This window comes from Lyngbya sp. PCC 8106 (assembly GCF_000169095.1).
Taxonomy (GTDB): Bacteria; Cyanobacteriota; Cyanobacteriia; order Cyanobacteriales; family Microcoleaceae; genus Capilliphycus.
Genome location: NZ_AAVU01000018.1, coordinates 112,848 through 130,768, shown reverse-complemented (window position 1 = coordinate 130,768; position 17,921 = coordinate 112,848). Strand labels below are relative to the sequence as shown.

Annotated in this window: 17 protein-coding genes and 1 CRISPR repeat array; of the genes, 8 read left to right on the top strand and 9 right to left on the bottom strand. The window is 41.9% G+C overall.

The window, feature by feature from the left end:
* The 6 genes from L8106_RS33655 to L8106_RS14050 all read left to right on the top strand — a co-directional run.
* On the top strand, positions 1 to 225 hold a 225-nt coding region (locus L8106_RS33655; RefSeq protein ID WP_009784995.1), incomplete at its 5' end, for a type II toxin-antitoxin system RelE/ParE family toxin.
* A 222-nt stretch (positions 226 to 447) separates the two neighbouring features.
* Positions 448 to 2,136: a type III-B CRISPR-associated protein Cas10/Cmr2 gene (locus tag L8106_RS14070; RefSeq protein ID WP_039896293.1), complete on the top strand. Its 1,689-nt coding sequence runs from the start codon at positions 448 to 450 to the stop codon at positions 2,134 to 2,136.
* A gap of 42 nt (positions 2,137 to 2,178) precedes the next feature.
* Entirely contained in the window at positions 2,179 to 3,306 is a 1,128-nt protein-coding gene (locus L8106_RS14065; protein WP_009784993.1) for a type III-B CRISPR module-associated Cmr3 family protein, read from the top strand.
* A 58-nt stretch (positions 3,307 to 3,364) separates the two neighbouring features.
* A complete protein-coding gene (locus tag L8106_RS14060; RefSeq protein WP_009784992.1) occupies positions 3,365 to 4,360 on the top strand; it encodes an RAMP superfamily CRISPR-associated protein in 996 nt (331 codons plus the stop codon).
* Positions 4,361 to 4,362: 2 nt separating this feature from the next.
* A complete protein-coding gene (locus L8106_RS14055) occupies positions 4,363 to 4,773 on the top strand; it encodes a hypothetical protein (protein WP_009784991.1) in 411 nt (136 codons plus the stop codon).
* A gap of 266 nt (positions 4,774 to 5,039) precedes the next feature.
* Positions 5,040 to 6,749 (top strand): hypothetical protein, encoded by a 1,710-nt coding sequence (locus tag L8106_RS14050; protein ID WP_009784990.1) that lies wholly within the window; start codon positions 5,040 to 5,042, stop codon positions 6,747 to 6,749.
* 190 nt (positions 6,750 to 6,939) lie between these two features.
* Positions 6,940 to 7,870: a CRISPR direct-repeat array (repeat unit 36 nt; unit sequence GTTTCCAACTAATCCGCTTTAACCCAGGCGGTAGGG).
* A gap of 298 nt (positions 7,871 to 8,168) precedes the next feature.
* On the opposite strand, the gene L8106_RS14045 is transcribed toward L8106_RS14050, so the two are convergent.
* The 3 genes from L8106_RS14045 to L8106_RS14035 form a co-directional block, all read right to left on the bottom strand.
* Positions 8,169 to 9,290, bottom strand: a complete 1,122-nt coding sequence (locus L8106_RS14045; protein ID WP_009784987.1) for a putative CRISPR-associated protein — start codon at positions 9,288 to 9,290, stop codon at positions 8,169 to 8,171.
* A 111-nt stretch (positions 9,291 to 9,401) separates the two neighbouring features.
* Positions 9,402 to 9,974 (bottom strand): hypothetical protein, encoded by a 573-nt coding sequence (locus tag L8106_RS14040; RefSeq protein WP_009784986.1) that lies wholly within the window; start codon positions 9,972 to 9,974, stop codon positions 9,402 to 9,404.
* A 63-nt stretch (positions 9,975 to 10,037) separates the two neighbouring features.
* Complete coding sequence (locus L8106_RS14035; protein ID WP_232228478.1) at positions 10,038 to 10,451, bottom strand: CRISPR-associated protein Csx3; 414 nt, start codon at positions 10,449 to 10,451, stop codon at positions 10,038 to 10,040.
* Positions 10,452 to 10,486: 35 nt separating this feature from the next.
* Here L8106_RS14035 and L8106_RS14030 point away from each other — a divergent pair, with 35 nt between their 5' ends.
* Both L8106_RS14030 and L8106_RS14025 read left to right on the top strand, forming a co-directional pair.
* Positions 10,487 to 11,833 carry a TIGR03985 family CRISPR-associated protein gene (locus tag L8106_RS14030; RefSeq protein ID WP_009784984.1) on the top strand — a complete coding sequence of 449 codons (1,347 nt, stop codon included), beginning with the start codon at positions 10,487 to 10,489 and terminating at the stop codon, positions 11,831 to 11,833.
* A gap of 5 nt (positions 11,834 to 11,838) precedes the next feature.
* Complete coding sequence (locus L8106_RS14025; protein WP_009784983.1) at positions 11,839 to 12,408, top strand: HD domain-containing protein; 570 nt, start codon at positions 11,839 to 11,841, stop codon at positions 12,406 to 12,408.
* Between the two features lie 59 nt (positions 12,409 to 12,467).
* Here the strand turns inward: L8106_RS14025 and L8106_RS14020 are convergent, their stop codons facing one another.
* The 6 genes from L8106_RS14020 to L8106_RS13995 all read right to left on the bottom strand — a co-directional run bounded on the left by L8106_RS14020 (position 12,468) and on the right by L8106_RS13995 (position 17,866).
* Positions 12,468 to 13,373 carry an amino acid ABC transporter substrate-binding protein gene (locus tag L8106_RS14020; protein WP_009784982.1) on the bottom strand — a complete coding sequence of 302 codons (906 nt, stop codon included), beginning with the start codon at positions 13,371 to 13,373 and terminating at the stop codon, positions 12,468 to 12,470.
* Positions 13,374 to 13,456: 83 nt separating this feature from the next.
* Positions 13,457 to 14,365 (bottom strand): phosphate ABC transporter substrate-binding protein, encoded by a 909-nt coding sequence (locus L8106_RS14015; protein WP_009784981.1) that lies wholly within the window; start codon positions 14,363 to 14,365, stop codon positions 13,457 to 13,459.
* A 34-nt stretch (positions 14,366 to 14,399) separates the two neighbouring features.
* On the bottom strand, positions 14,400 to 15,110 hold the full coding sequence (locus L8106_RS14010) for a PspA/IM30 family protein (protein WP_009784980.1): 711 nt from the start codon (positions 15,108 to 15,110) through the stop codon (positions 14,400 to 14,402).
* Positions 15,111 to 15,194: 84 nt separating this feature from the next.
* Positions 15,195 to 15,773 carry a hypothetical protein gene (locus tag L8106_RS14005; RefSeq protein ID WP_009784979.1) on the bottom strand — a complete coding sequence of 193 codons (579 nt, stop codon included), beginning with the start codon at positions 15,771 to 15,773 and terminating at the stop codon, positions 15,195 to 15,197.
* A gap of 161 nt (positions 15,774 to 15,934) precedes the next feature.
* On the bottom strand, positions 15,935 to 16,816 hold the full coding sequence (gene fabD / locus L8106_RS14000; protein ID WP_009784978.1) for an ACP S-malonyltransferase: 882 nt from the start codon (positions 16,814 to 16,816) through the stop codon (positions 15,935 to 15,937).
* A 57-nt stretch (positions 16,817 to 16,873) separates the two neighbouring features.
* The gene (locus L8106_RS13995; protein WP_009784977.1) at positions 16,874 to 17,866 is read right to left on the bottom strand and encodes a beta-ketoacyl-ACP synthase III; all 993 of its coding nucleotides are present in this window, start codon (positions 17,864 to 17,866) and stop codon (positions 16,874 to 16,876) included.
* Between the last annotated feature and the right edge of the window lie 55 nt (positions 17,867 to 17,921).

Here is a 17,921-nt window from a genome sequence, read left to right as displayed (position 1 = left end):
CTGTCCGAGAACCCCAAACCTCCGAAAAGTAAGAAGCGGCGGGGACATAAAAATATTCAGGAACATCCCATTGGTAAGTCTTATAGGCTGATTTACGAAGTCTGTACCCGAGATAAAATCGTTGTAGTTTACTGGTTCGGACATCACCAAAAAGATTTCCATAAACCCAAGTTTGAACAAGGGTTGAAAAGCCAACAGAGGAAGTGGAGACAACTTAAACGCTAAGTTGTTATCTGATCGTTCCTCCTAACCCCCTTTTTGATCCCCCCTAGCCCCCCTTAAAAAGGGGGGAATAAGATGAGGGAAAGGGTTTAAAAGTCCCCCTTTCTAAGGGGGATTTAGGGGGATTTAAAGGGATCTCCCAAAAACTCTAATGGAAGAGGGTATTTCCAGTAACAGTTAGAATAACTGTACCGGATAAAAATGCGAATTCAAGGAAATTCCAGAATGTCCTATACCGTGATCACGTTTGCACCTGTTCAGGGTTTCATCGAAAATTCTCGTAAACTCAGAGACTTATACGGAAGTTCATTTATATTATCATATCTCGCCAAAGTTCTTTGTGAAGACGCCCAACGATATTTTGAGTACGAAAAAGGGAAATCTCCTCAAGAAAACGATCCGGTTATTTCTCCTGCTGTTATCAATGTTACTCAAGGAACTCCTAACCAAATTATCATCCGAGGAGAATATCCCGAAGCCGAAGCCCAACGAATTTTTAATGATGCGTGGCGAACTATTGTTAGCAGTTGTCAAGAAGCAATTGAAACCAAAGATGAGAACAAAACTTGGAACTACAATTGGAGTCGAGTCTGGAATGCTTGGGGAAATTATAGTTGGGAATTATTCTATTTTTGTGGTGGAGAAACGATTACAGAAGCCCGACAAAAGTTAAATGAAATTAAGCACTCGCGAAGTTGGGTGGGAATTAATTGGATTGGGGAAAGTTCAACATTGTCGGGTATCGATGAAATTGCATGGCCTGGAATGACCGATCAATTTAACCCCAAAAAAGACAGTATTAGCGAAGTCAACCAACGCATTGAAACCTTTTATCAACACCTCAGCGACAAGTTTACCGAAGCAATTATTTCGCCCAAAGAACAGCTTAGTATTCCCGAATTGGTGAAACGTTTAATTACTTTAGATGATGTTGCCGAAAAGCTAAATATTGCAGAAAATGAATATCCTAGCATTCAAATTCCCCGCAGTTTTCAAGACATTAGCCGCCAAAATGAAAACTCCGAAGATAATCGCTGGACAGGTTGGTTTCAGGGAGATGGGGATAAAATTGGTGATTATCTCAAAAGTTTGAACACATCTAATGAACCCAAGGAAGAAGAAGAAAACCTCAATAAATTTAGTTCTGCGATGATGAAATGGGGTGAATATTTCAAACAAGAATTTAAAAAAGAAATTCAGGATACTCAGTTAAAAGAATCAAAAGGTCGAATTATCTATGCAGGAGGAGATGATTTTCTCGGTGTACTTTATCGCCAACAATCAAAAATAACCGCGCAAGAATGTCTGGAATGGTTTTATAAGTTTCCCGATATTTGGAAGCAACACAAGCAAAAAATAACGGTTAGTGTAGGTTTTGTTTGGGCGGCGCCGAACGTTCCCCAACGAGACGTTTTACAACATTGTCGAGAAGCCGAACAATCTGCTAAAAAATCAGGACGCGATCGCATTGCTTTGAGGATTTTATTTAACAGTGGAAATCATTTGGAGTGGAATTGTCCTTGGGGGTTGTTAAAAAATTTACTCACCCATTATCGCGATCGCAACCAACTAAAAGACGAACAAAACTGGACTCATTTGTATAACGATATTGCTGTTTTAGAGTCTCGCCATGCGTTTACCCGAGAACAAACTAAAGTAGCAGAAGCACTGTTTAAAGCCTATTTTCCCTCACAGTTTTGGGAAGATATTGTCGGTGATGATAACTACGAGAAAGCTTTTAATCATCCCCAACCCTTTCAAACGGGAATATTGGGGGAGAGAAAAAACTACACCAATAAAAACGGCGAACTAGAACTTGAAAATGTTCGCAAAGACATTAACAACTGGGTGATTAATCTCGGAAAAGTAGGATTTCACCTGTTCACATTCTCGGATAAAAAATCCAAAAATTAATCCGAAAATCAACTCCAAAAACCTTGCTTAACTCTGTGAATTATGCTAGAATATGTAATAATTATTCAACCGTTAGGTCTGCTCTACGGAAGTTCGGGGCGATTCCTCTCACCCGAAAATTTAGTCGGACGTTCCGGCAGACAATTTCCACCCACAGCAGCTACATTATCCGGTTTATTTGCTTACTACGCACATCAAAATAATCAACCCGAAATCCTCAAAGATTTGTTATTAGCGGGGCCGTTTTGGGCGAAAGAAAATAATCCTCAAAACTTCTACGTTCCGACTCCGTTTAACTGTTTAGTTAAAGATAATGAGATTCAACATCAAATGTTCTTCGACGGGGAAAACTGGAAGGTTTGGAAAGATAACCAGCCCCAAATTCCCCCGGATGATAAGTATCAAAAGGGAACTTGGGTAGCAATTAACGACTGGGAAAAACTACAAAATACTCAAACTAGGGAACAGCCAACCGTTCAAACAAACCCCTGGAAATTCTTACCCCATCTTCATCCTCGCCTCCAACAACAACAGCGCCGGGTGGCGACAGACGCCGACGAAACTCAAGGAAGTTTATTCTTAGAAAATGCGGTACAACTTGACCCCGAAACCTGCTTAATTTATCTTTCTAATACCAAAATTGATGAGGGTTGGTATCGGTTTGGAGGTGAGGGACATTTGGTGAATTTAAGCTGTAAAAAGTTGGAAAATCCCGGAAAAGATTTGTTTAATCAACCCTTGAAAAAAAGCTTTGCTTTAATTGTCCCTGCGGTTTGGGGGAGTAACCGTCATTCCTATCGCAGTCCAGAATGTGACCCTATAACTAACAATTTGGGTTGGCCAGAAAATCAAATTAACAGTCTTCTCACCCAACGTCCTCAACCCTTCCGTTATCGGTTGGGGAAACGAAAAACCGACGATAAACCCATCTCGGAACCCTTTTCAACCCAAACTTTAACGGACGAAAATGAGCGGAATTATCAACCGTCTGGGTTGCTTTCTCGCGGACGTTACGCCGTACCCGCAGGTACTGTTTATGTGTTAGAAAAATCCCTAGAAAAACCTTGGTATCAGTGGGATAAAAGTTGGTTTCCCCAAGAGGGTTTTTATTCCCTAAAACGTTGGGGCTGTGGGTTGGCGTTGCCGTTAGAAGGCGCAATTTTATCTTAACACAAATTTCGATAACTTTATCAAACATTATTCACCCTAAAAAAAGGAGTCTCAAACCATGTACAAACAATATTACGGCATTATTGATACTCTCGCACCCCTGCATATTGGGGCGAGTGCGGGAGAAGAAACGGGGAATTTAAACCTAATTTTTCGCGACCAATTTACCCAAACGGGTATTGTTCCGGGGAGTTCTATTCGGGGACGTTTTCGGGCGGATATGCGCTTAGAACGCCTACAATATGAGGAAAAAAATAATACCGATATTCCCGAAGAAATCGACGATAATTTTTGGTATGGACACGAAAGTATCGACGGTCAAAAAGACGGGGGAACCACCGAAGCAATTATTAAATTTGAATACGCTTCTCTTGTCTGGTTTCCGGTATTTTGTCCGGGTCAGCCGATTGTTTGGATTAGTTGTCCGCGTCTTTTAAAACGATTTCAATTAATTGCGAATATTCAAGCAGAAAAAATTCCCCAACATGACGCAGAAATTCCCCAACATGACGCGACAATTCCCCCACCTTACACCGCTTCAAAAACCCTGATGGGACGACAAGTTGATGTGAATAAAAAGGTTTTATTCTTTAACTTAGGATTCATGGAAATTGAACATGAAGTTGATGAAAATTACCTCGAAAAATGGATTCCCAAAGGCGCGAACCTTTCCGCTTCTAACCTCGTTGTTGTCGATGATAACGATATTTCTCTCCTCCACGATATGGGGCTGTACCGTCAAAGTCGAGTTAAATTGTTGGATAATGTCAAAAAAGTCGAGAGTGGTGCTTTTTTCAACGTAGAAGCGTTACCGGAAGGATGCGTTTTGGCGTTTCCTATTGCGGCTAAAAAACAGTCTTGGGAGAAGGATAATACATTCAAAGATGTCGATTGGACTAACGCCCTGAAATACCAAGTTTCCGAAGATGATGATTATAACTGGGAAATATTGGAAGCAGAAAGTTATCAAAAAGACCTTTATTTTGGAGGTTTGGAATCAATCGGTTTTGGTCGCTGTCGGGTCACAATTAATCATGTTAAAGGAGGGAAATAATCATGGGTTGGAATTCTTACGGTTTGGATAAAATCGCTCAAGAGTTGGTTTTAAACGCCAAATTGCGCGATTCAGATTCTCTCAATCAATCCTATAAAATGCGGATGGCTGTTGCTTACGGTTTAGAACGTTTCTGGGGTGAACATTTGCGACTTCAGAAAAAAGAACCCGAAAAGTCTGTATTTTGGAAAGAGACTTGGGATGCTTTGGAAAAGGTTTTGAAAAAAGCGGGAATTACATTACCCAATGACCCCGTTAATGTGGACGATACCAAAGCAGTTAAAGCCATGAGTGAACGTTTGTGGAATGAACTTAATCTCGAAAAACAACGGGTTGCTTTGGCTATTCTTACCCAACTTTGTGACTGTATTGTTTGGTGGACACAACGATATAAAGGACGAAGTAAGGAGTAGGCTAATTTGACTCACGAACCCCCACCAACTTTCCCCTAAAAGGAGTAGGCTAATTTGACTCAAGAACCCCCACCAACCTCCCCAATCCCTCCGCCTACGGCACCTCCCTTAAAAAGGGAGGCAGGAGGAGGCTAAGAGTCGGCTAATTTGACTCACGAACCTCTACCAACTTTCCCCTAAAAGGAGGAGGCTAATTGTTCCCTTTCCTCGTAGGAGAGGGTTAGGGAGAGGTCAATAAATTACTCAAATCTATCTTAATTCAAACAATGGTTGAAATTCCTGACATTAATAACAAAATTCCGATGATATTTCGGGCGCAAACCGCAGGGCGCTGTCAACTGCAAAGAATCGATACCCAACGCAGTAAAAACAAAGAAAAACAAGACGTTGAACTTTGGGCGTCTGAATGGATTGACAAATCCTATCCCGATGCACCACAATTTGGAAAAGGCGTACAAACTCGCACCTATAAAATTAACTGGCGGTTTGTAACAAATGGCGGTCAAGATGATGGGATTATTCGCCCAGTTATCGGCGCTTACGGTTGGCCCTATTATCCCGGTAGCAGCATGAAAGGGATTTTTAAAACCGCTTGTACTGACGAACAAAAACGGCGTTATTGTGGCGAAGAAATAACCAATGAAAATAACAAGAAAGACTGGAAACCGGGAATTTTGCGGTTTCAAGGCGGCTACCCCAATAATGAAAATTGGCGGGAAAATTTGGTGGATATTGTTCACCCGCAACAGTCCTGGCAAGTGGGAATAGAAGATAATGAATCTAGAGGCGCAAAAGCCTTGATTTCTCTGTATCAACCCGAATTAATCTTTGGAATTTCTGCGACTCAACGGGTTGACTGGGATGAGGTTTGGCAGATTTGGGAAACGGCGCTTTCAAAAGGGATTGGCTGTCGCGTTAGTACGGGATACGGACAGTCTCAAAATACTCCCGAAAAACCTCTTTATTCCGCACAGTTGAAAGGTCAAGGAATGGCACCGAAATTGTTGAACGGCAAGGGTGAATTTCGACCCAATATTTTTCGGGGGGCGATAAGGGGTCATGCTTTAAGAATCTTTGGCGGTTTAACTGATGAAACCCAAGCAATAAACTTAGTTGAAACCCTATTTGGGGGGATTCAAGGTGACGGAACTGTGGGATTATTAGCAATGTCTTTTGAAGAAATTTCCCTCACTCTCGGCAATTTTGGTCGGGGGAGTTATGAAGTTCCCACTTATAATATAGAAGGCAAACTCAACTGGTTTTTAACTCAATCTCTCCCCGAACACCAACAAAAAGCACTGACCAATTTGATCAAGGCTTTGACTCAGTTTGCGATGGTTTTTGGCGGGTTTGGGAAGTCCTGGCGACGGGCGGATCATCGTTTATTTTACCCCGATTATTATCAACAAAACAACCCCAAAGCGTTGATTGGTTGTCATTGGCAATGGACGGGTAAGCGATCGCTGATTACCGATGTGAAAGTTCGTAAAATAGATAAAGTGGGCGACTTTATTGATCAGGTACGACAGGTGGCGATGGACTGGATGGAACTTCAAGGTGTCGCCCCCACTCCCGAGGATTTTTGTCACCCTTGGCGGGAAGCCTGGCACCCCGATAAAGTCCAGGTTTGGGGACGGTTGGCGGATGAGGCGGAAGACAGTCGGGCGGTGAATTGGTTTCACGGGCCATATCGTCGGGGCGATCGCCAATTTCGCATTACAGAAGGGACGATTTATGAATCTCATCTGACGGGAAAAGTGAGTCAAGTCGGACGAATTTGGCATCGGATGTATCCGCTTGTGGTATTGAAGAAAGATCCCAACAATCCTAAAAAACCTATCCCCAAGAAAACTACTCAATTTTTAGAGTTATTCATCTTTTTTCCTGATAGTTCCCAAGATTCTGAGGAGTTTCTACAGTTTCTCAACTCTGAACAAAAACTGTTTAAAAAGTTGTGGCCCCAAACTTCGGACTAGGGAATAACGAGGTGGGGAGGTGGGGAGGTGGGGGGATAGGGAGATGGGGAGATGGGGAGATGGGGAGGTGGGGAGGTGAGGAGATGGGGAGATGGGGAGGTGGGGAGGTAAGGCTATATCAGCGAGCAAGATGCTCCCACTTTTTCCTTTTATAAAAATAACGGAGAGGCGTTTTTTCCTCTCCTTTTTTGATGGTTATTTATCCGCTTTAACCCAGGCGGTCGGGCAACCTTTGATTACCCCAAAATCCTAGTCATACACGGGACGTTTCCAACTAATCCGCTTTAACCCAGGCGGTCGGGGCAGTCGCCTAGATGAATCAATAGCATTAAACTACGGGACGTTTCCAACTAATCCGCTTTAACCCAGGCGGTAGGGATAGCAGAAAAAGCAATGAAGGAGATGGCTCAAGGGTGGTTTCCAACTAATCCGCTTTAACCCAGGCGGTAGGGGCAACGAAAGATCTTGAGAGCAAAATCTCCCAACTTGTTTCCAACTAATCCGCTTTAACCCAGGCGGTAGGGTCAAGACTTGATCGAGATCTTCACCTCCTTGGTGAAGTTTCCAACTAATCCGCTTTAACCCAGGCGGTCGGGAAAAGCGACCCGTTCGACGCGCTGATAATGTGTGAGATTTACTTGTTTCCAACTAATCCGCTTTAACCCAGGCGGTAGGGTCAATAGAATCCGTGACACTGAAAGATTTTTTCTCGTTTCCAACTAATCCGCTTTAACCCAGGCGGTAGGGAGAGAAAAGGGATATGTAGTTAAACAATTGTTTAAGTTTCCAACTAATCCGCTTTAACCCAGGCGGTAGGGAGACAACAACAAAACAATCGCTTATTTTACTCCTCTCGGTTCGTTTCCAACTAATCCGCTTTAACCCAGGCGGTAGGGTGCAGACGATTCTAAATTAAATAGAAAAATCTTAACAGGAGAGTTTCCAACTAATCCGCTTTAACCCAGGCGGTAGGGTGTACATTACAGAGGTATTTATCAACGGTAAGTCAATCGTTTCCAACTAATCCGCTTTAACCCAGGCGGTAGGGAAGTTTTACTAATCAGTGGTTCAAACCCTATTGTTTAGTTTCCAACTAATCCGCTTTAACCCAGGCGGTAGGGGGCTAGGATGTAGAACCCTTGCACAATCGATATTGTAGAAGCAAAAATCGAGGCTGTCAAAAAAATAGACAAAATCCTCCTCCTCAACTCCGTTCAAAAACGCTGAAACCCAGACCAGCAAGGGTATCGAGGCTCTCAACGAGAGAATGCGGGTTTGAACCCAATTTGATCGAGCCTCGCAAAAGCCAGTCAAAGCCAAAATCAAAGATGGTCCCCCAAGCGATCGCACTGATAGCCACCCTCCGCGAGATAATGACCAAAAATGCGATCGCCGAAAAAACTCAAACCCCATCGTGGGTTAATTCACAAACTCCATCCGAATAAAAGGAGAATAAGATCGCCGTTCCGCTTCGGGATTGGCTATTTTAATCTTATTAGGATATTTTGAACCCTCCTGATCTTCACGAATTGCCCTCCAAACCAACAGACGCCAATCTTCGATAGAAACCAAATAGCGATCAGTCGTATTACCCGGTTTAAGCCAGCGTAAACCATTCCCCATATTGAGATGTTCAGCTTTATCAAAAAGATCTTTTGAACCCGCAACCTTCGATAAAAACCGGAACGGATCGCACTCATCCAAAAGAGCCAAATTCTCAAAACAATCTTTAATCGCTTTCTGAGATAAAAAAGGAACCAAAGCCGACGGTTTGCGTATTTCTTCCCAAAACAGAAAACCGATAGCAGAAAGCGTTACCCCTTCCGAAGATATTTCAACGAGAGGATCGAACCATTTTCTTTCCAGATAATCAACGCTGTTTTCCCACTTTTCCTTAGAGATAAAAGATTCCCGATCAATTTCTTCAAATAAAGGTTTATAAGCCTCAAATTGCGCCCGTTTAAATTCCAAAGGAAGTGGGGGAAGTTCGAGTAAAGCCGTCGATTGTTCAAAAATATAATCGCACTTAATCCCTTTCAGCATTCCCAACAATACCGTATAAGGAACTAGAGCTTTATAGCCCCCAGTGGGATTGAGAATAATATTACTCGCATCATATTTTTCAACCTGTTTTAGAATAAATTTAACAAACTCCACTACGCCCGTTTTCCGAAAAAGTTCGGCATCGTAAACCTGAAGTCCAGGGATTTTTTCTACCAAAACGCCGATCCCTTTCCAGTAATATTCCAGATATTTCTTAACCGCGAGAGCGCAGCAATATCCATCGTTTGTATTGGAAGACAGCAAAACAATTTGATCTTCGTTGGTTATCCCGATCCGAAATAGAGAATGTATCTCAGCAGACAAAGAAGACTTCAAATTTTGGTCTTCAGGAACCAGATCTCGGAACGTAGAAAACAAACTTTCTACAGCATCTTCCATACTGTTTTGTCCGTCAACCCAGTTTAACAGTTCTGCGGGTTTAACACCTAGCTTTTTCGCCGCACTCGTACCGACTGAACAGATAATTGTTTTAACCATTGACTGAGGGATGAATTTTTGACAACTCTAGACTAACACCCGCAGGAAGAAGGGTCTTCCATGTGGGATAAAAGTTACTTGAGAGGAGCTTTTTCTGTTTTTTTTACCTTGTTAAATTAACTTCAATAAAACCTCAACTAACTTCTGAATCATGGGACGGTTTGAAACATCTTCCCCTCGTTTCAAACCGTGAATACTTCCCCGCAAAATCGGAATTTCGGCAACCAGTTGATCTTCTATTCCCTCCAAGTTACTCTCTAAAATGGCGACTGTTTTTAAATTCAATTCACCACAAAAATCTAACCAATCTGACACCAAATTCAAATCTCTGGAGATAATAACCGCATGAGTGGCGTATTGCATTATTAATCGGTTTTTACCATCAATTTTCCCACCTACATCAATTAAATTGAAGGATAACGGTGTATTTTTGACATCATCTGCCACTTTTTGAGCAAATTCTGGAGTAAATTTAGATTTGTAATTTTTCTTCAGCTTTTCTGCTAAGACTGGATTGGATCTAACGGTTTCTGCATACCACGAACCTTCCCCATCAGGACAAGCTGTAATAAAGTATGGATATGGGGCTTGACCTTTTCGGTGTAATGCGTCAATCACCTGTTTTAACCCATGTCTTAAACAAGATTTTCCCGAGTGAGGTGGCCCGCACAAAACAACTTTCATTGATTTTTTGTTAATACTATAAGTTAATGTAGTACAACATATTACTTTTTGTCAACTCTTTTCTTAATCAACACAATCTCCCAATTTATAGTTCGGATTATGAGTAATAGCAATTACATATTTCCCCATCTTCGGATCAAACACCCCAACCGCGCCAAATAAATGACTAACCTTGTGGGCGATCACAAAAGCGACAGGCATACTACAAGGGCCATTAATCCGCAGCAACTCCCCGCCTTTGAGTTCACCTGTATTCGACATTTCCTCCAAACGCGCCGATGCGTCTGTCACAATTTGGTTATTTTGGGCTGGATCACCAAACCCAATTTGCATCACTCCATCAACCATTTCAATTTTGTAAGTTGTCATCTCAATTTCTCCTGTGACTATTTTGATTTTACCTGGCGTTGGAAGATGGTCTTTCCAAAAGCTGAGAAAATCACAACTCGAAGCTGGAAGTTTGGTCTTCCGGTACATGATAAGCTCAAATCACATCAAGTTGGAATCCATTAATGTTGCAGTTTGAAGCCAGTCCCCAACCCGAACTTTTACAATGGTTAGCCAGAGGTTCTCTGAAACAAAACCTACTGAGATCTATTCGTTTGTGGGCGTGGCTGCACAGTTTGTATGGCAACAATCAACACCGTTTGTTATTAGAAGAACCCTTTACCTTTGCGGACTGGCGTAATGCCTTTTTTAGTTCAACTCATCCGAGAGGTGAAACCGTTCCTCCTGTACACGATATAAACTGTGCTTGTGCTAAAACAGTTGCAGAATGGATATTAGATCCAAACTGGAATGTGCAGGAACTTCAATGGCGAAAAACCCTGCAACAACATGATGAAATTGACCGCAGCGAATTAGATCAACTGTTTCAACAGCGATTATTTGGAGTTACTCGTCGTTCCCTGCAAACTGATTTGCATATTTTAGCCGAATTGGGTTGGCTAAAGCGACAGGAAACCAAATATTATCGGGTGCAAGAATTTCCCACATTACCCGTTAGTGAAAACTCAATATTCTATCAGCCTCAAGCCCTTCCTGTCCTCAATCCTGACTTAGAATTAATCGCTCAAAATCTCTCTCAACCCCTCAACGGTGTACAGCGATTTTTTATGGAAGTTGTGTACATTGTTTCTCCAGAAAAACAAGAACGAGTAGAAGATTGGCAGGAACATTTTAAACTCCTTTGGCAAGATAATCCAGTGCCGCCCGTGCGATTAATTTATCAGAGTTCACGAGTTAAAAAAACTGTGTGCTGTATTGTCTATCCGGTTTGTATTTATTACGCCCAAAGAGCGGTTTATTTATGTGGTTTTGGACAAACTCCAACCGCAAAAGGTCAATGGTACAATTACCGTTTAGATAAAATTATCGAGATTGAAGACTTATCTTGGACTGATTTAGATCTACCTCAATTGTTGTTTGACTCTCATCAAAAAAGAAATTTACCCACTCCCGATGAGATTCAAATGCAAATGGATGGAGTCGCTTGGGGTTTTGATTTTTACTTAGAACATCAGGTGATGCTTTTACGTTTTGATCGTCAGTTTAGTGATTATTATATTGAAGGAACATTTCGCCATCAAACCTTTCAATCTATTTCTTATGAAGACGCTGAACAGTTAATTATCAAACAGGGAAAAACGGAGAAACAACAACTCCTCAAAGTGCTGCATTCTCGTTCAAAAACGGATGCTTATTATCGACTCGACTATCGAGAGGGAGATACAAATGTTGAATTACGGTTGCGGTCTTGGCGACCCAAAGTAGAGGTTATTTTACCCCTCAAACTTCGTCAAAAAATTGCTCAAGAAGTGCAGCAAGAAGCTCAATTCTATTCTGAAAATTGGAGTTAAATTCAATGAAATCACCACAATTAACCGAACGTTTTGAACAGGCTTTAGTTTATGCTCATCGCCTACATATTCATCAAACTCGCAAAGTCGGAAATATCCCCTATATCTCTCATTTGTTGAGTGTTGCAGCTTTGGTATTAGAAGCAGGAGGAAACGAAAATGAAGCGATATCAGCGTTACTTCACGATAGTATTGAAGATCAGGGCGGTGTTCAAACTCGTGAAGAAATTCGTCAACAGTTTGGGGAGTCTGTTGTCAATATTGTTGAGGGATGTACAGAGTCAGAAACAGTTCCCAAACCCCCTTGGAAAGAACGAAAGTTACGCTATTTAGCCCAAATTGAAACAGCATCTCCTTCGGTGCAGTTAGTTTCATTAGCCGATAAGTTACATAATGGGCGATCGCTTTTATCAGAATGTCAGCAATTGGGGGATGATATTTGGAAAATTTTTCCAGTGGGAAAAACAGAAACGCTGTGGTTTTATAACTCCCTACTGCAAATTTATCAACAGACTTCCTATCATCAATTGGTAGAGGAGTTTCGCCAAGTGGTTAAAAGTTTGCAGTTATTATAGGGCTTCGCAAAGGTAAAATCTCCCTATCTCCCCATCTCCCTATTTCGCGAGTTAGGGATTTACCAGAGCGCTCGTCTAGGCTGTGTTGGTTCTAAACTCGAACGATTCGCCGTATCATCAGAAAAACGTTGATAGGGGAAACGTCCTGTTTCTGAGTTAAACCATTGCTCCCAAAGTTCGGTATTTTCTGTACTGGTAATTGTAGAATTGATAAAACTACCCCAATCTGTGTTATTCTGTGGAAAAATACAACCATAGTTTTCAAAACTCAACGGTTCTTGAGGAATCAAACGATAGGATTTCATGTCTTCCCCTTGCTTCCAGATTTCTCCAATCAGTAAAATTCCATCACTGGCGATCGCATCAATTTCATTACTTTTTAGACGTCGTAAACCTTCAGTTCGACTTCCTAAAAGTTGCCAGTCCGCTTCGGGATAAATCGGTTTAAAATTGGTATCAGTTGTTGTTCCTTGAATAAAAGCGATCAAAACATTACCGGGTGCAATCTGTTCTAATTCTTCTTCTGTTCTAAGAGTTGGATCGAAACGTTCAGCATTTTCTTGTTGAACTAATAACTGTATTCCTGTTGTGAAAAACGGGATTGAAAATTCAACCGTCTGTTCTCGTTCTACCGTAATACTATCGGCTCCGCAGACCAAATCAACAGTCCCATTTTCAACCGAACTAAACCGATTTTGAATCGTAACAGGTTTTAACTGAAGTTGAATTGATCGATTTAATTCTTGTTCGAGACGAAGATGAATTAACTCCATCAACTCCACCGAATACCCTTCAAAATTATTGCTTTCATTTGAATAGCTAAACGGAATCGCATCTTCACGCACACCCACCCTTAAAACCCCAGTCCGGTTCACTTTTTCCAAAACCGTTTCGGCGAGACTCGGAAGCTGAAAACCAACGGTCAACAAAAGGCTAAATAAAGAAATTGTAATTTTAGTGTTCATTTGACCCCATAAAAAAATTAAGAATAGACCATTTAGGAATAAATGACAAATTCCTAATCTCTGTCCCCGGTTTCCTGTTCAGGCTAATCTTCTTGAAAAATAACCTGTTGTCCAGACGGAGAAGTTGCATAGCCTAAAATTGCTTGTACAGCCGGACTTGCAGGTTGTTTATAAACATAATACAATTGTCGTTGATAGGGATAACTCAAAGAACCGGGTTGTACCCCTTCGATGGAAACCGTTCGCACCGTTTGCTGATTAACCACTTGAGTAAATGTCGCGTATCCAATCCCGTCTGTCCCCAATTGTCGCAACATTCCTGTCGTTTCATCTCGGGGTAAAGTCGTAATATTCGGTGTTGTTCCAAAGGTTCGACCCTGCAAAATCATCTCTTGAAACGCTTGATGAGTTCCGCTAACAGGGGGACGGTTAATCACTTGAATGGTTGCATTTGGCCCTCCAACTTCTGACCAATTCGTGATTTGTCCAGTGAAAATATTGTAGACTTGAGTATCGGTTAGTCCGCCTTGGTAGGGGTTATCCACACCGACGACAATGGCAATTTGATCAGAAGCAATCGGTAAAGCCTTTAACCCCTGGTTTTCCTCTTGAGGAGTCAGCGATCGCGATATTCCCGCAATATCAGCTTCTCCATTGAGAACGGCTTTAATCCCATTGTTGGTACCGTTCGCCACCGTGTCAACAGTAGCGTTTGGAAATTGACGCGAAAATCCTTGTTTGAGATTCTCAGTAATTGTTACCATACTGGTCGAACCATCAATTTTAATCTGAGTATTCGGGGGAACCGATACTGGGGTGGGAAAAATTTCCGCATCAGGAGGGGGAGGAGGCGCAACAGTGGGTTGAACGGTGGACGTGATATTTCCCGGTTGATCAGCAGGTTTCCTCATAAAAAACCAATACCCTAAACCCAGTAAAACTAGAAAAATTATAATATAAACAATGGGAGGTGGGCCACTCGACTTTGCCATAACCAATGTCTCCTTGATTAATGTTCTTTATGATCTAATCAGATGGTTGATGAGATTTTCTGAAAGTTTCCAAACGACGTGAAATTTCGTCTTCTGTCGCCAGACGTTCGATATCTCCACCAAGATTTTCCTCCGCGTTCATGGTGAGTTCTGCGAGTGCTTGCTGTTCGAGATTGCGCTGTTCGACTGTGTTTTTAATTTCCTCAAATTGCGATCGCGCTGAATTAATATTAAACTCATCATTAACTTTTTCCACCCATTCTAATGCCTGATTAATTTCTTGCATATCCTTGAAGTTTGCCAAATCGATTTGATAAGCTTCGAGTTTCATTCGTTCTTGATTCAACCGTTCTTGAGATAGATTAACATAGTCTTCTGCTCGTTTAACTTGCCCAGCGAGTTGCGGTAAAAATTTCTCAATTTGAATGGCTTTAGACAGGGCTAAACGGGCTTCCTGTTCATTGCCATTTTGTTGAGCAACCCAAGCCAATTGCTCTAATTTTTCAATTTCTTTAACTTTTGCTTGATACTTTTGTTGGGCGCGTTGGTAAGTAGAAGTTTGAGTAGAAACGGCTTCGGCTAGTTTTTTCACCGACTCTCGCATCAACTGCAAGGACTGTTCAGCAGCTTCTAGAGAAATTTGGGGTTCCGGGGACTCTGGTTGTCTTCCCCATAACCAGTTCCAAACTGCGAACATGGCTTTTCCACCTTTTTCTCCCATTAACCAATAGATCAACTTCTTCATAAGGGAATATCGTTAAGCTTGGATTTATTTCTAGTTTAATCGGTCGAGAGTCATCTGGGGTAAAATGTGAGCTAATATTTATACTTAAGACGATTGTTCACGAATCATCGCTAAGACCAAAGCATAAATAATCATATAAAAAAGTGAAATAAATAGACAAATCGGGATCAGTAACAAGATTAACCAAGGCACCACACTCGCCCCATAAAAGGCTTCTCCCATATTCACCCCTAAAATCAAACAGGAATTCGCATTTCCTTCATTCAGAACACAATTTCCTTGATCGGCTAAAAACCGCACTAAAATAATACCCAATACACTCGGAATAATCGGAATATACCAAATACAAAATAAAGACCAAAAAAATTGTTGGCGACCTCGTAACGTTAGATGAATCAAAATCACAATAATCGTGATCGCGATAAACGCTGGAAGAATTCCCTGGGGTGACATCATCAAAGGAAAATGCCAAGTCAGTTGAATGAATTTCTCGATTAAAATCCCTATATTCAATCCAAAAACCAGACATTGAGAAGATTGTTCTCCAACTAACACACAACCTTGAGTTTGGGAAAACAGAACCAAAAAAGATGCTGTTATAATGGGTAAAATAAAGCTATTAATCAGAATAAACAAACTTATTTTACTCAATTTATTATTCATAGTTTCTCATTCAAACTGACTGTTGTTATCTGAAGGAATGCAAGGCCTGCGCCCAAAAATTTAAAGTATTAACCACCCCAAACTAACAAACCTCCTCAATTCTAGCCTTTGGAGAGAGAGAATTGAGAAGGAAAAATGAGTCAAATAAGAAATTGTCAAATTTATTGAGAAACTTGAGCCATACTGCTGATATTTTCTAAGGCAATATTAGAACAAGTCCGTTTCACCAAACCCGTTAAAACCTTACCGGGGCCTATTTCAATCACCTGTTCAATTCCCTGTTGTGAAAGCTGTAAACAAGTTTCTCGCCAACGGACAGAACCCGTCATTTGTTGAACGAGGCGTTGTTTCAACCGATCTGATTGTGTAGTGGGAGTCGGGTCAACATTTGATAAGATTGGAAATTGAGCCTCCAAAAAATTAACCGTTGCTAAAATCTCCTCAAATTCTGTAGCCGCATTTGCCATCATCGGGGAGTGAAAGGCACCGGAAACATTCAATTTTACGACTCGTTTAGCTTTGACATTGGCAATAATCTGATCAACCGCTGCGGGTGTTCCTGAAATGACAACCTGCGCCGAACTATTATCATTAGCCAGAACAACATTTTCAGTGACTTGAAGTTGCTGTTCAAGTTGTTGGCGATCAAAGCCAATAAACGCCGCCATTTGACCTCCTGCGGCATTATTCATCAATTCTGCTCGTCGTTTAACCAACGTTAATCCTGTGGCAAAATCAAACACTCCAGCCGCATATAATGCCACATATTCACCCAAACTGTGACCCGCAACAACATCCGGAGAACGTCCTTGTTTTTTCAGGTGTTCAGCAAGGAGACTTTCCACGACATACAAACAAGGTTGAGTGTAGAGTGTACAAGAGAGTTTATCATCATCAGATTGACAGACATCAGAAACAGACCAACCGAGTATTTTTTCAGCAATATCTAACTGAGGTTGTACTGCGGGTAAATCAAATAAATCAGCACCCATCCCCACCGCTTGAGAACCCTGACCCGGAAAAACCCATGCTATTTTTGTCATTTCTATCTAAATTAATCGTTCAACACAAAAGAGGTAAAATTGTCAAAGATAAACAGGCTAAACTCCCCATTTAAAAATTGCCGCACCCCAGGTTAATCCAGCACCAAAACCAGAAGTGGCAATCACATCACCCGGTTTAATTTTGCCGGATCGAACCGCTTCATCGAGTGCAATGGGAATAGAAGCCGCCGAAGTATTGCCATAATTGGCAAGATTACTAATCACATTTTCCGAGGGAATATTGAGGCGTTGAGCCACCGCATCCATAATTCGCTGGTTAGCCTGATGTAGAATCAGCCAATTGATCTGATCAACCGTTAAGTCCGCTCGAAATAAAGCTTTTTCGATCACTTCTGGCACTTTTTTCACCGCAAAGCGATAGACCTCTTTCCCATTCATGGTAATCGGTTGATAAGTCCCTGAACTAACCGTAATCTGATCAATTAACGGTTGAGGCTGGGCTTGAAACGACAAGTTCAGACAACCATTTTGACTCCCATCACTTCGCAATTCAAACCCTAAAAGGCGATCGCAGTCTGAGGCTTGCAATACCACCGCCCCCGCACCATCGCCAAACAAAACACAAGTCCGTCGATCTGACCAGTCTACCCACCGGGAGAGAATATCACCCCCAATCAGGAGAACAGTTTTGTAGACCCCTGTACGGATAAACTGAGCAGCAGTGACCAGACCAAAGATAAAACCCGAACAAGCCGCAGTCAGATCAAAAGCCACCGCTTGAGGGGCGTCAAGTTGGGCTTGAATTTGACTAGCACTCCCAAATAAATCATCAGGAGTGGACGTCGCCAGTATAATCAGATCAATCTCCGACGAGTCAATTTGTGCCATTGCGATCGCCTGTTTTGAAGCCGCCGTTGCGAGCGAACACAAACTCGTTTGAGGATCTGCAACTCGGCGATCGCGAATTCCAGTTCGAGAAGCAATCCATTCGTCGGAAGTCTCAACGATTTGTGAAAGTCTTTGATTATCCAGAGAAACGGGCGGAGTAGCCGAGCCACTGCCAATCATTGCAATACCTGTATTCGTCATCTTTTCTATGGCAGGAGACTCCCGTTAGACCCTTCGATTTGCTCTAGGGCAAGCC